The following is a 13,220-nucleotide window of genomic DNA, read 5'->3' as shown; positions in this document are numbered from 1 at the left end:
GGTTTCATAGATGGAGGAGTTTATCCAGTTTTCAGCAAAAACGAAAAATGAAGCAATCACCAAGGCGTGCATCGAATTAGGTGTTTCCAGTGATCAGCTGGAAATTGAAGTGGTTTCTGAAGGTAGTTCCGGATTTTTTGGCATTGGAAGCAAACCGGCAATCATAAAAGCACGCAAGATCTATACAGTTTCTGAAGAGGATGAGATACAGGAAATCGTTGATACTGTGAAAGTTGATGCGATCAAAGAAGAGCAGACCAGAAAGCCTGCCAAAACTTTTGTAAAAGCTGAAAAACCGGCTCCAAAGAGTGAACCGGAGAAAGCAGCTGTAAAAGAAGCAAAAGAGCCGAAGCCTTTTAAGGAAACAAAAGAAAAACAGCCGCGTCAGCCGAAGGAAAAAACCTTCAAGGAGCGTCCTGTAAAAGAAAAACCGGCAAAAGAAAAAATGCCGAAAGAGCCAAGAGAAGAGAAGCCGAAACAGTCCAAACCTGTTGAGATCATCACAGATCCGGCAGAGATCAAAGAAGTGGAAGAGAGAGCAATTGTTTTCCTTCGCGACGTATTTGCATCTATGAATCTTGGTGAAGTGGAGATCACTTCCAAATACAACACAAATGACGGTTGTCTGGAAGTTGCTTTTGAAGGAGAGGATATGGGAATTCTCATCGGTAAGAGAGGACAGACCCTTGATTCCCTTCAGTATCTTACAAGCCTTGTTGTAAACAAGGGAAAAGCAAACTATATCAGAGTAAAGCTCGATACAGAAGATTACCGCAGACGTCGTAAAGAGACTCTGGAGAATCTTGCAAGAGGAATTGCCTACAAGGTTAAGAAAACCAGAAAGCCAGTTGTACTTGAGCCGATGAATCCATATGAGAGAAGAATCATTCACTCAGCACTTCAGGGTAACAAGTATGTGGAGACTGTCAGCGAGGGCGAAGAGCCGTATCGTCATGTGGTTGTAAAATTAAAAAGATGGTAAATCTTGCATAAAACATCTGAATGTGTTATAAAAGATTTGCAGAATGAATAAGAGGTTATTCCAGGTGAAAGATGGAAGAACTGAAGCGTTATGCTTTTGTTTTAATATCTTTCCCTGGGGTAACTTTTTTTGTATAATAAAATGATATGAGTGTCAAAAGATGTGTTAAGTTTATAATTTGAATTGTAATTTACATGGAGGAAAACACATGAATACAACAATTGCAGCGATATCTACTGCTGTGAGTGCTTCGGGAATCGGAATCATCCGAATCAGCGGCCCGGAAGCCATGGACGTTATATCCCGCATTTACCGTTCTAAGGGCGGGAAAAAGAAAATTAAAGAAGTGCCCACCCACACCATTCATTATGGTTATATTTATGACGGGGAAGAAATCGTGGATGAAGTTCTGGTCATGGTCATGCGCGCACCCAAAACATTCACAGGAGAAGATACCGTGGAGATTGACTGTCACGGCGGTGTCTATGCCATGAACCGGGTTCTGGAAACGGTTTTGAAAAACGGCGCCAAGATTGCCGGCCCCGGAGAGTTTACCAAGAGAGCCTTCTTAAATGGCAGGCTGGATCTTTCCCAGGCAGAGGCTGTTATGGATGTGATCCAGGCGAAGAATGAATATGCGTTGAAAAGCTCCATGAGTCAGCTGAAAGGTTCGGTACAGAAGACCATCAAGGACATTCGAAGCGACCTGATCTACGAGATTGCCTTTATCGAGTCGGCTTTGGACGATCCGGAGCATATCAGCCTTGAGGGATATCCACAGAAATTACATGGGATTGTGGAAAAAGAGCAGAAATCCATCGAAGAGCTGTTGAAAACTTCCGCAGATGGCAAGATCATCCGGGAAGGAATTGAGACGGTTATCGTGGGTAAGCCAAATGCAGGTAAGTCATCTCTGTTAAACCTTCTTGTAGGGGAAAATAAGGCCATTGTAACGGATATTGAGGGTACTACAAGAGATATTCTGGAGGAGTATATTACCCTTCATGGAATTACATTGAAAATTGTAGATACGGCAGGTATCCGCGATACAGAAGATGTGGTGGAAAAAATCGGTGTTTCCAGAGCCCGGGAGGTTGCAAAGGGTGCAGATCTGGTGTTATACGTAGTAGACAGCTCTACACCGCTTGATGAAAATGATGAAGAAATCATTGAAATGCTGAAAGACAGAAAAGCAATTGTACTGTACAATAAAACAGATCTTGCTTCGGCTGTGAGTATGGAGGCATTAAAGGAGAAAATCAACCATCCTCTCATTCCGATTTCTGCGAAAGAGGAGACTGGAATTGCCCAGCTGGCGGATACCATTAAGAGTATGTTTTTCAGTGGGAAAATTTCTTTTAACGATGAGGTTTATATTACAAATGCCCGTCACAAGGAGGCACTGGAAGAGGCAGAAGAGAGTCTTGCAATGGTAAAACAGAGCATCGAGGATGGCATGCCGGAAGACTTCTTTTCCATTGATCTGATGGCTGCTTATGGAAGCCTTGGAAAGATCACAGGAGAGGAAGTTGGGGAAGATCTGGTGAATGAGATATTTAGTAAGTTTTGTATGGGTAAGTAGTGGCAGAGGGACGCGATTTGGCAAATGATATTCCACGCAGGTCGTCGCAACGCTCCTGAAATGACCTGCTTAGGAACATCAGTTGCCGAATCGCTGTGCACTGGTTAGGATAATATATGAATGAGTGTGTTATAGAGGAGATAAAAATGAAACATTTAGAGGAGAATTATGACATAGTAGTGGTCGGTGCTGGACACGCTGGCTGTGAGGCTGCGCTGGCTGGGGCGAGACTGGGATTGAATACGATCATGTTTACGGTAAGCGCAGAGAGTATTGCGCTGATGCCTTGTAACCCAAATGTAGGCGGTAGTTCAAAGGGACATCTGGTCCGTGAGTTGGATGCTCTTGGTGGAGAGATGGGAAAAAATATTGACAAGACTTTTATTCAGTCTAAGATGCTGAACTGTTCCAAGGGTCCGGCAGTGCATTCCCTTCGTGCTCAGGCTGATAAGCAGGCTTACAGTAATGAAATGAGAAAGACGTTGGAGAATCAGGAGAACCTGACCATCCGCCAGGGAGAGGTTACCAAGCTTCTGGTAGAGGATGGCAAGATCACAGGTGTGAAGACGTATTCCGGCGCTGTCTACCATTGTAAGGCGGTAGTTTTGTGTACTGGAACTTATCTGAAAGCACGCTGTATTTACGGTGATGTAAGCAATTATACAGGTCCAAATGGACTGCAGGCAGCCAATTATCTGACTGATTCTCTGAAAGAATTGGGAATTGAAATGTTCCGTTTCAAGACTGGAACACCTGCCCGAATTGCAGGAAATACCATCGACTACAGCAAGATGGAAGAGCAGTTTGGGGATGAGAGAGTAGTGCCATTTTCTTTTTCCACAGATCCGGAGGATGTGCAGATCGAGCAGAAATCCTGCTGGCTGACTTATACCAATGAGGCTACCCATGATATCATCCGTGCAAACCTGGATCGTTCCCCACTGTACTCTGGTATGATCGAAGGAACTGGTCCGCGTTATTGCCCTTCTATTGAGGATAAAGTAGTTCGTTTTGCAGATAAAAAAAGACATCAGGTGTTTATTGAGCCAGAGGGAATGTACACAAATGAGATGTACATTGGCGGTATGTCCAGCTCTTTGCCGGAAGATGTGCAGGAGGAAATGTACCACAGCGTACCAGGCCTTGAGCATGCAAAAATTGTGAAGAATGCTTATGCTATTGAGTACGATTGTATTAACCCAAGACAGCTTTATCCAACGCTGGAGTTTAAGAAAATTAAAGGTCTTTTCAGTGGCGGACAGTTTAATGGAAGTTCAGGTTACGAGGAGGCAGCAGCCCAGGGACTGATCGCTGGTATCAATGCAGCCATGGAAGTGCTGGGAAAAGAGCAGCTGATCCTGGATCGTTCTGAGGCTTATATCGGTGTTCTCATTGATGATCTGGTTACAAAAGAGAACCATGAGCCATACCGTATGATGACCAGCCGTGCCGAGTACCGTCTACTTCTCCGTCAGGATAATGCGGATCTGAGACTTCGTAAAAAGGGCTGGGAGGTAGGTCTTGTAGATGACGAAACCTATGCAAAAGTAGTGGAAAAAGAACGCTTGATAGCGGAAGAAATCCAGCGTGTGGAGAATACAAATGTGGGTATGACAGAGGCAGTTCAGAGCCTTCTGGAAAGCAAAGGAAGCACACCACTTAAGTCAGGAATCAGTCTTGCAGAGCTGATCCGCAGACCGGAGCTTTCCTATGCAGAGGTGGCTCCTATTGATAAGAACCGCCCTGAACTTGCCTGGGATGTGCAGGAGCAGGTAAATATTAATATTAAATACGATGGCTATATCCGCCGCCAGATGAAGCAGGTAGAGCAATTTAAGAAGCTGGAAGCCAAGAAGATCCCGGAGGATCTGGACTATGAGAAAGTAAAGAGCCTGCGTATTGAGGCACGGCAGAAACTAGAACTTTACAGACCTGTTTCCATTGGACAGGCATCCCGAATTTCCGGTGTTTCACCGGCGGATATTTCGGTGCTGCTGGTTTATATGGAGCAGTATGGGAAAAATCGTTAATAAAGGCGTATTTTTGCGCTTACGCAAGTAATAATCATATGCCAGAGCCTGTTTGAAAAATCATTCCCGCAATCTGCACGCTCCACTTTGCGGTATATTTCACCCGAGTTCGGTTGCCGTAGCCCGATGCAGCGCCCTCATCCGGGCGAAATCTCCCACAAATTGTGACGCACATCTTGCAGAAAGCCTTTTTCAAACACGCTCTAGTGGATTTCATCTTCGTTAAAAACGCACCTGAAATGACCTGCTAAGAAATATTACTTGCAAAAACGCTGTGTATTAAGCAACTAGAAAGTAAGTAGTTTGAGGTATAAGGAGACATATATGGAATACGATTTAACACTCTTTGAGAAAGGATTAGAAGAGCTTGGAATTGCTCTGTCCCAGGAGCAGAAGAAGCAGTTTATCACTTATTATGAGTACCTTGTAGAGAAAAATAAGGTAATGAATTTAACTGCAATTACCGAGTACAACGAGGTAATTTTAAAGCATTTTCTTGACAGTTTATCTATCGTAAAAGTAGGCAGCTTTGACCAGAAAAAGCTGACGGGAAAGTCCGTGATCGACATCGGAACCGGCGCTGGTTTCCCTGGAATCCCGCTGAAAATCGCTTTTCCGGAACTTAAAATTACCCTTCTGGATTCTTTGAATAAAAGGGTGAATTTCCTTAATGAAGTAATCGAAATGCTTGGTTTAAAAGACGTAACAGCGCTTCACGGAAGAGCCGAAGACTACGCGAAACAGAAGGAACACAGAGAAAAATACGACTTCTGTGTCTCCCGCGCAGTAGCCAATTTAAGCACCCTTTCCGAGTATTGTATCCCCTTCGTAAAAGAAGGAGGCAGCTTTATTTCTTATAAATCCGGCAAGATTGATGAAGAGCTTGCGCAGGCAGAAAATGCTGTGAAAATCCTTGGTGGAAAAGTTCAGGATGTAGTGAAATTTCCACTTATGGACACGGATATGGATCGTTCTTTCGTTGTGATCAAGAAGATGAAACCGACCGCCAAGAAGTACCCCAGGAAGGCTGGCTTGCCGGCGAAGGAGCCGTTGGCGTAGAATATGTGTTAATATTAAGATAACTTTAGTCCTGAAAGAGGAAGAAATCCGTACTATATTTCCCTCCGATAATATCGGCGATTTTTTTCTGAGATAACATAGGTTCTGTCTCAATCACTTTCAAAGGAATTGTCTTCATTGGGAATAGTTTGGTTAGTAGCTTGGTTAGTGTGATTAACCAAGCTACTAACCAAGCTCTTAAACATAACCATAATATCCTCACACTTAATCGTATATTCTGGCATAGGATTTCCAGCTTCCTCGCAACTGTCTTTGATTTTTTTCTATTCCACATCCCCGTGCCTTAGAGCGTGTCTGAAAAATCATTCCCGCAATCTGCACGCCCCACTTTGCGGAATGTATTTTATTTTGGGACACATTTCCAACACAAAATAATCACATATTTCTCACATAATTATCTAAATTTCCTCACAGGTTGCACATAAAATAATCATAGATAGATGCATGGGATAAGCCATGCATCTGCAACTTGAAGGAGGTAAGAAACTTGATTGAAGTAAAAAATCTGGTAAAACGCTACGGCGATCACACCGCTGTAGACCACCTTTCTTTTGAAATAGAGAAAGGCAAGATTTATGGTTTCCTGGGCCCCAACGGCGCCGGAAAATCCACAACCATGAATATGATAACCGGCTATATTGCATCTACCGAGGGAACAGTAGTCATAGACGGTCATGATATTCTGGAAGAACCTGAGGAGGCAAAAAAATGCATCGGATATCTACCCGAAATGCCGCCCCTTTATTTTGATATGACCGTTCTGGAATATCTGAAATTCGTAGCAGATCTGAAGAAAATTCCTAAAGATAAAAAAGCCACTATGATCGAAGAAATCATGGACATGGTAAAGATTACTGACATGAAAAATCGTCTGATCAAGAACCTTTCTAAAGGTTACAGACAGAGAGTTGGTATTGCGCAGGCTGTGCTTGGTTACCCGGAGGTTATTATTCTGGATGAGCCGACTGTCGGTCTTGACCCAAAACAGATCAACGAAATCCGCGATCTGATCAAAGGCCTGAAACAGAAACACACCGTTATCCTTAGCTCCCATATTTTGTCCGAAGTCAGCGCCGTTTGCGACTACGTGCTGATCATTTCCCATGGAAAACTGGTAGCCAGCGATACCCCTGAGAATCTGGGAAAACTGGCAGCAGGCTCAAACAACCTGAATCTGCTTGTAAAAGGTCAGAAAGACACTATCAGAGCCGCTCTGGAGGCCGTAGAAGGGGTAAAAGAGGTTACGGTAAAGAAAAGCCCGGAGGAAGGCGTATACGCCATTACAGTGGGAACAGAAGAGAATATGGATGTGCGTGAAAAAGTGTTCTACAGTATGGTAAATGCCAGCTGTCCGATCCTTGAAATGCAGTCTAAGAAAGTTTCTCTGGAAGAGATCTTCCTTGAACTTACAGAGAGCGAGAAAAAAGATAAAGATGCGTCAGGAAAAAAATCCGGAAAATCTTTCTTTAAGACGGCAGCAGATGCTGAGAAGTATTTGAATGAGAAAAACGAAGATACTGTCCTTGATAATGGACTTGAAGAAAAAGACTTTGATGAATCGGGCAAAGTATCCAATGATGTGTCAGATAATGGACTGTCTGGTGATAAACAGGATAGTTTTGCCGCATCTGAGAAAGAAAAGGGGGAAGAGTAAACCATGCTTGCTATTTATAAAAGAGAGCTGAAAAGCTACCTGACCTCCATGGTCGGCTACCTGTTTATGTTTTTTGTGTTGCTGATCGCAGGTATTTACTTTTCAGCGTACCAGCTTTCAGCTGCTTATCCGAAATTTGAATATACTTTAAATGCCATGACCTTTGTGTTTCTGATTGCAGTGCCGATCCTGACCATGCGTGTACTTGCTGAGGAAAGAAAGCAGAAAACAGACCAGCTTCTGCTTACTTCTCCAGTATCTGTATCCGGCATCGTAATGGGAAAATATCTTGCACTTGTGACTATTTATGCAATCCCTATTGCAGTTCTGGCAACCTATCCGCTGATCATGTCAAAGTTCGGAACCGTTGCATTTGGCTCTGCGTACACAGCACTCCTTGGATTTTTCCTTCTGGGAAGTGCAAACATTGCGATCGGCGTATTTTTCTCAGCAATCACTGAGAGCCAGGTAATTGCAGCAGTTCTTACCTTTGTATTTTTATTTGCTTTTTATATGATGAATGGAATTTCTTCCTTTTTCTCAGAGACGGCAATGTCTACATGTGTGACATTTGGCATTCTGATCATAGCGCTTAGCCTTATGATCTACAGTATGATTAAAAATGCAGTGATCTCAGGTGCTGTCTGCGTGATTGGAGAAGTGGCACTGGTAATCGTTTACGTTGTAAAATCCAGCGTGTTTGAAGGAGGAATCCAGAAGGTTCTTGAAGTGTTTAACTTAAGTTCACACTTTGAAAACTTTACAAACAGTATTTTTGATGTGACTGGAGTTCTTTATTTCCTGTCTGTCATTGCCATTTGTATATTCCTTACCATGCAGACAATTTTGAAGAGACGTTGGAATTAAGGAGGTGGGGAAAATGTTTTTTAAGAAGAAAAATGATAACAATATTGACAATAACGATAAAAACGTAATTAATATCGAAAGTGTCGAAAATAATAACAATAATAACAAAAAAGAAAAACGAAAATTTAAAGACAGTATTAATAAAAAGTACTTGAAAAATGGAAGCTACAGTTCTGTTATGATTGTTGTTTTCGTTGCTATCATTATTGTTATAAATATGATTGTAGGAAATCTTCCTTCAAAGTATACGCAGCTGGATATCAGCTCCGAGAAACTTTACACCATCGGTGATGAGACAAAAGCGATGCTGAAAGATCTGGACAAGGATGTAACCATATATCAGATCGCCCAGAGCGGAAGTGAGGATGAGACTATCAGTAATCTGCTTCAAAGATATGCAGATGAATCTGATCATATTAAGGTGGAACAGAAAGATCCAGTGGTCAATCCTAAATTTGTCAGTGAATACACCAGTGACAACCTTTCCTCTAATAGCTTAATTGTTGTATGCGGAGACAGAAATAAGGTTGTAAATTATAACAATATTTACGAATCTACAATGGATTACAACACATACAGTTATCAGACAACAGGCTTCGACGGCGAAGGTCAGATCACAAGTGCCATTGCATATGTAACCAGTGAAAACCTGCCGGTATTGTATACATTAGAGGGACATGGAGAGCAGGAGCTTGATTCTACGATCAAGGAAGATATTGAGAAAGCAAACATGGAAATCAAATCCCTGAATCTGCTTACGGAGGGAAGCGTTCCAGAGGATGCCAGCTGTCTGCTGATTGATTCTCCTACAACAGATATCTCAGAGGATGAGAAGACTGCATTGATCGATTATCTGGAAAATGGTGGAAAAGCAATGATTTTCTCCGATTACACAGGAGAAAAAATGGAAAACTTTGATGCAGTGCTGGAAAACTACGGAGTAAGCAGAGTAGATGGCCTGGTATTTGAGGGCGATGCACAGCATTATGCCGCGCAGATGCCTTACTACCTGGTTCCAACTGTAAACAGCACAGATATTACATCTGATGTTGCTTCTTCTGGATATTACATCTTGATGCCTTATGCGCAGGGAATCCGGAAATCTGATGACGTGAGAGACACTGTAAATATTGAAAGTCTTCTTACAACTTCCGACAGCGCATATTCAAAGACAGATTTGAACAGCGGTTCTCTTGAAAAGGAAGACGGTGATGTGGATGGTCCATTTGACCTGGGTGTCAGCATTACAGAGACTGTAGATGATGATAAAGAGACTCATATTATTTATTATTCCACATCAAACCTGCTGCAGAGCCAGATCAATCAGATGGTTTCTGGTGGAAATGAGAAACTTGTGATGGCTTCTTTAAGTTCTCTGGTAGACACAGAAGACAGTACAACAGTTTCTATCCCATCAAAGAGTCTGGAAGTATCTTATCTGACTTTGACAGCATATGATGCAAGCTTCTGGAAAATCTGTACCATTGGTCTGATTCCTGGAGCATTCCTGTTGATTGGATTTATGATTTGGTTAAAGAGGAGAAAAGCCTGATGAAGAAAAAATCAGTAAATCTTATTACAGCAGTGGGCGTTTTGGTTGTCCTCAGCGGCGCATACGTAGGCGTAAAAGCCTACGTAGCCAAGCAGGAGGCCGCGGATACTGAAAGTGCGGAGGAAGAAAATCCGGAAATTATTTCCATAGCGTCTGCTGATGTGAAATCAATAAAATTTGTAATTGATAAAAAAGAAGTTACCTTTGAAAAAGATGGAGATTCCTGGGTGAAAAGTGATGAAACTGGTTTCCCGGTAGATCAGGATAAAATCGATACACTGGTCAGCTCCCTGAATTCTATAAAAGCGGAAAGAACACTGGAAAATGTGGAGGATGCATCAGAATATGAACTGGATCAGCCGGATAACACGATCACGGTTACCACAGAAGATGGGGAAACGACAGTAATCCAGCTTGGAATGGAGAATGACTCCACAAGTCAGGAATACATTGACTTGAACAAGGATTCTTCTACAGTTTATGTAGTAAGCAATTCCACGTTTTCTTCTTTTGAGGGAACTTTGTACGACTTTGCAAAAAGCGGAGTTTTCCCAACTGTGGATTCCTCTACGGTCAGCAAAATTTCTGTAGATGGAAAAGATTCTTCTTATGTTGTAGAGAAAGATGAAAGTAATTTCTGGAATATTACTGGTGATGGAGAGACTGAGAAAGCAGATTCAGCGAAGGCCACTTCATTAGCCAGTGCATTATCCAGCATGGCTTATTCGAGCTATGTAAACTATAACTGCGCGGAAGATGAATTCTCTCAGTATGGATTGGATAAGCCGTATGCAGAGATTACAGTGTGTTATCAGGAAAAAGTTAAGAAAGAGTCCACTGATGATGAAAACGAGGCTGAAAATGGCGATGAGGAGGTCTCAGAGGCATCTGAGGATGAGAATCAGGGCGATGAAACGGCGGATTCTGAGACTGATGGAAGCGAAAGCTTAGATGAAGATGCGGATTCTGAGACAGATGGAAACGAAAGCTCAGATGAAGATGTGGATGTGGCAGACGCAGAAGCTGTAGAAAATGAGAATACAGATGAAACAGCAGATGACAACGTCGAAGCAGAAGATACAGATGTAACTGAATCAGATGACGAGGCTGGGGTGGAAACAGCAGATACTGAGTCCGCAGAAAGTTCTGAAGATTCAGAAGAAGATTCAGAACCGGAAACTGAAATGGTTGACAGAGAACTTGTAATTCAGGTTGGAGATCAATCTTCAGATGGTGGAAGATATGTTCGGGTAAATGACAGCAACGAAATTTATACAATCTCCGAGGATTCTCTTGATACTTTCCTTGGAAAAACAAATGCTGATTTCTGGGATTTGACAGTAAGCTATTTGTCTGTAAATAATCTGGATACTCTGGATGTGAACTACGGAGGAGAAGATTATATCGTAAATGTTTCACGTGAAACATCTGAGGATGAAAACGTAGAAACATCGGATGATGAGACGGAAAATGAAGATACAACAGATAGTACCAGCAGTGATGTTGTCGACGGCAACGATGTAGAGGGAAATGTTGTCGATGATAACACTTCATCAGGTGATTTGACCGACGAAGATACTGAAAATACAGATGAAAGTTCTTCTACTGCAAGCACCACAAGTTCAACCAGTGTAACCTTATCTTATACACTAAATGGAAAAGATCTGGACAGCACAACATTTACAACGTTCTACAATAAGCTGATCAACATGACAGCGCAGAAACGTCTGACTGATGAATTTAAGTCCAATGCAGATCCGGAAATGACTGTGAAATTTACAGATATAGATGGCAATGAAATGGAAGTGAAGTATTATTCCTATGATACAAATTACTATGCCGCTGTTATAAACAAAAAAGTATATCTGGTAAATAAAATGACAGTAAAAGAACTGTTTCAGGCATTTGAAGCTGTAACTGGTGAAAAAGAGAAAAACGAAAGCACTGAGACAGCAGATCCTGAAACAAATGCCACTACAGATAATGCTGAAACAGAAACGACAGAGACTTCAGAGGATGTTGAAGAGTAGCTAAAAAATATGCTAAAAAAGATCTTTGCCTGTGAAAAGAACAGGACAAGGATCTTTTTTTGTTGCTTGGAAAAACTGTTGAATTGCCTTCTGCATAAAAATTCTATCGAATATGAATATGCGTATATATTGTTTTATGAGTAACTACACTAATCAAGCAGGCTACGTGGAATTGAGGGATGGATGAAAAAACGCGTGGCGGGCTACGCTAGAACGTGTTTGAAAAAGCAGTCCCGCAATCTGCACGCCCCACTTTGCGTTATATTTCAACCGAATTCGGTTGCCGTAGCCTACTACGGCGCTCTCATCCGGGCGAAATCTCCCACAAATTGTGACACACATCTTGCAGAAAGCTTTTTTAAACAGGCTCTAAGGTTTATTTGTGCGAGCGGATCCACAGGAGGTGGGGGTATAGTTAGTTCAAAAAATAATGTGTGAGAGAGTACTTGAAAAAGCATTCCTGAAATCTACGTGCCCAATTTTACGGTATATTTTGCAGAATGCCTTTTCAAACACGCTCTGGTCCGCTGACATTTCAAACGGTATGAAATATGTAATTAACGTTGGCTATTTTATCTGTTTAAATTTCTATATGCATTTTTTGAAAATAAATTTTTAAAATCTTTGACTTTTACTCATATGGTTTTAAATTAGTTGACTGTATGAAAAGTCCGAAAACAGAAACTTTGCTTTTACTTTCTGCAATATTACGGTAAATATAAAATGTAATAATAACATTTATAAAATAAAAACCCATTAAAATACGCGATAAAGTCCAAAAAATGACACTTGACAACATAATGGCACAACAAAGACCTATTTAATGTACTATAAATAACAAAACAAGCAAATGAAACCGTAAAAATCCTCTAAAAAATATATTGTCATGCGGAAATATACTTTTAAACAATTCTGATTAAAACAAAAAGATTGTATAAAGATAAAACAGAACAACGCATAATTGAAAAAATAACAAAATAATACGAAAAGAGCTCTGAGATATATTTTAAAAATCATTTCGCGATCTGCACACCCCAATTTGCAGTATATTTTACCTGTAGTTGGGTGTTGTAGCACGCTACAGCACCCTCATCCTGGCTAGCTCACCCACAAATTGTGGCGTACATCTTGCAGAAAGCCCTTTTCAAACACGTTTTGGAATGTATCAAAAAAATCATTTTTGCGATCTGCATACCCTACTTTACAGTATATTTTTCTTGAATTTGACTGCCATAGTTCGCTACGACAACCTCATCCTGGTCAAAGCCCCACAAATTGTGACGTACATCTTGCAGAAAGCTTTTTAAATATGCTCTGGAAATATAGAAAGAACAGGAAAAGTATAAAGTATAATAAATTATCATTACAAAAACAAAAAACTTCGAAATTATATTGTACAATTTCGAAGTTTTTATTCTGCTTTGAAGACATATCTATAACTTT

13 protein-coding genes and 3 pseudogenes are annotated in these 13,220 nt (G+C 41.3%); 11 read left to right on the top strand and 5 right to left on the bottom strand.

The annotated features are described in order from the left end of the window. Positions 1-10 precede the first annotated feature (10 nt). From jag to mnmG, 3 genes are all read left to right on the top strand, one after another. Positions 11-982, top strand: a complete 972-nt coding sequence (gene jag / locus AB5Z12_RS09700; protein ID WP_173718493.1) for an RNA-binding cell elongation regulator Jag/EloR — start codon at positions 11-13, stop codon at positions 980-982. Between the two features lie 208 nt (positions 983-1,190). After that, on the top strand, positions 1,191-2,564 hold the full coding sequence (gene mnmE, locus AB5Z12_RS09695) for a tRNA uridine-5-carboxymethylaminomethyl(34) synthesis GTPase MnmE (RefSeq protein WP_237925635.1): 1,374 nt from the start codon (positions 1,191-1,193) through the stop codon (positions 2,562-2,564). 146 nt (positions 2,565-2,710) lie between these two features. After that, positions 2,711-4,594, top strand: a complete 1,884-nt coding sequence (mnmG, locus tag AB5Z12_RS09690) for a tRNA uridine-5-carboxymethylaminomethyl(34) synthesis enzyme MnmG (RefSeq protein ID WP_368368626.1) — start codon at positions 2,711-2,713, stop codon at positions 4,592-4,594. Between the two features lie 34 nt (positions 4,595-4,628). Here mnmG and AB5Z12_RS09685 read toward each other — a convergent pair. Then, a pseudogene (locus AB5Z12_RS09685) lies at positions 4,629-4,730 on the bottom strand (DUF6783 domain-containing protein); the annotation flags it as partial. Between AB5Z12_RS09685 and AB5Z12_RS09680 the strand changes: the two are divergent. Together AB5Z12_RS09680 and rsmG are read left to right on the top strand one after the other, a co-directional pair. Beyond that, positions 4,689-4,820: a DUF6783 domain-containing protein gene (locus tag AB5Z12_RS09680; protein WP_319017180.1), complete on the top strand. Its 132-nt coding sequence runs from the start codon at positions 4,689-4,691 to the stop codon at positions 4,818-4,820. The pseudogene AB5Z12_RS09685 and the gene AB5Z12_RS09680 overlap by 42 nt on opposite strands. A 98-nt stretch (positions 4,821-4,918) precedes the next feature. Continuing rightward, complete coding sequence (gene rsmG, locus AB5Z12_RS09675) at positions 4,919-5,653, top strand: 16S rRNA (guanine(527)-N(7))-methyltransferase RsmG (RefSeq protein ID WP_226815425.1); 735 nt, start codon at positions 4,919-4,921, stop codon at positions 5,651-5,653. Positions 5,654-5,878: 225 nt separating this feature from the next. Here rsmG and AB5Z12_RS09670 read toward each other — a convergent pair whose 3' ends face one another. Then, positions 5,879-5,995 (bottom strand): hypothetical protein, encoded by a 117-nt coding sequence (locus tag AB5Z12_RS09670; RefSeq protein ID WP_368072629.1) that lies wholly within the window; start codon positions 5,993-5,995, stop codon positions 5,879-5,881. A gap of 166 nt (positions 5,996-6,161) precedes the next feature. Between AB5Z12_RS09670 and AB5Z12_RS09665 the strand changes: the two genes are divergently transcribed. The 4 genes from AB5Z12_RS09665 to AB5Z12_RS09650 are packed head-to-tail and all read left to right on the top strand — an operon-like array spanning position 6,162 to position 11,777. Beyond that, positions 6,162-7,328, top strand: a complete 1,167-nt coding sequence (locus AB5Z12_RS09665; RefSeq protein WP_226815424.1) for an ABC transporter ATP-binding protein — start codon at positions 6,162-6,164, stop codon at positions 7,326-7,328. A 3-nt stretch (positions 7,329-7,331) separates the two neighbouring features. Beyond that, a complete protein-coding gene (locus tag AB5Z12_RS09660; RefSeq protein ID WP_173736363.1) occupies positions 7,332-8,195 on the top strand; it encodes an ABC transporter permease in 864 nt (287 codons plus the stop codon). 13 nt (positions 8,196-8,208) lie between these two features. Then, complete coding sequence (locus AB5Z12_RS09655) at positions 8,209-9,747, top strand: GldG family protein (RefSeq protein ID WP_368368625.1); 1,539 nt, start codon at positions 8,209-8,211, stop codon at positions 9,745-9,747. Beyond that, positions 9,747-11,777, top strand: a complete 2,031-nt coding sequence (locus AB5Z12_RS09650; protein WP_368368624.1) for a DUF4340 domain-containing protein — start codon at positions 9,747-9,749, stop codon at positions 11,775-11,777. The genes AB5Z12_RS09655 and AB5Z12_RS09650 overlap by 1 nt, the downstream gene beginning before the upstream one ends. 162 nt (positions 11,778-11,939) lie before the next feature. On the opposite strand, the gene AB5Z12_RS09645 is transcribed toward AB5Z12_RS09650, so the two are convergent. Then, a complete protein-coding gene (locus AB5Z12_RS09645; RefSeq protein WP_368368629.1) occupies positions 11,940-12,119 on the bottom strand; it encodes a DUF6783 domain-containing protein in 180 nt (59 codons plus the stop codon). On the opposite strand from AB5Z12_RS09645, the gene AB5Z12_RS09640 reads away from it, so the two are divergent. Then, positions 12,039-12,215, top strand: a complete 177-nt coding sequence (locus AB5Z12_RS09640) for a DUF6783 domain-containing protein (protein WP_368368628.1) — start codon at positions 12,039-12,041, stop codon at positions 12,213-12,215. The genes AB5Z12_RS09645 and AB5Z12_RS09640 overlap by 81 nt on opposite strands. A gap of 575 nt (positions 12,216-12,790) precedes the next feature. Here the strand turns inward: AB5Z12_RS09640 and AB5Z12_RS09635 are convergent. Continuing rightward, positions 12,791-12,862, bottom strand: a pseudogene (locus AB5Z12_RS09635) (DUF6783 domain-containing protein); the annotation flags it as partial. On the opposite strand from AB5Z12_RS09635, the pseudogene AB5Z12_RS09630 reads away from it, so the two are divergent. Beyond that, positions 12,839-13,036 (top strand): annotated as a pseudogene (locus tag AB5Z12_RS09630) (DUF6783 domain-containing protein); the annotation flags it as partial. The pseudogenes AB5Z12_RS09635 and AB5Z12_RS09630 sit on opposite strands and share 24 nt — an antisense overlap. Here AB5Z12_RS09630 and AB5Z12_RS09625 read toward each other — a convergent pair. After that, positions 12,974-13,141 (bottom strand): DUF6783 domain-containing protein, encoded by a 168-nt coding sequence (locus AB5Z12_RS09625; protein ID WP_368072627.1) that lies wholly within the window; start codon positions 13,139-13,141, stop codon positions 12,974-12,976. The pseudogene AB5Z12_RS09630 and the gene AB5Z12_RS09625 sit on opposite strands and share 63 nt — an antisense overlap. Positions 13,142-13,220 lie beyond the last annotated feature (79 nt).

Origin of the sequence: Ruminococcus sp. RTP21358st1_G6_RTP21358_211008, assembly GCF_040908885.1 — a bacterium.
GTDB lineage: Bacteria > Bacillota > Clostridia > Lachnospirales > Lachnospiraceae > Blautia_A > Blautia_A faecis.
Note: the sequence above shows the minus strand (reverse complement) of the source record. Positions and strands in the feature narration are given on the sequence as shown.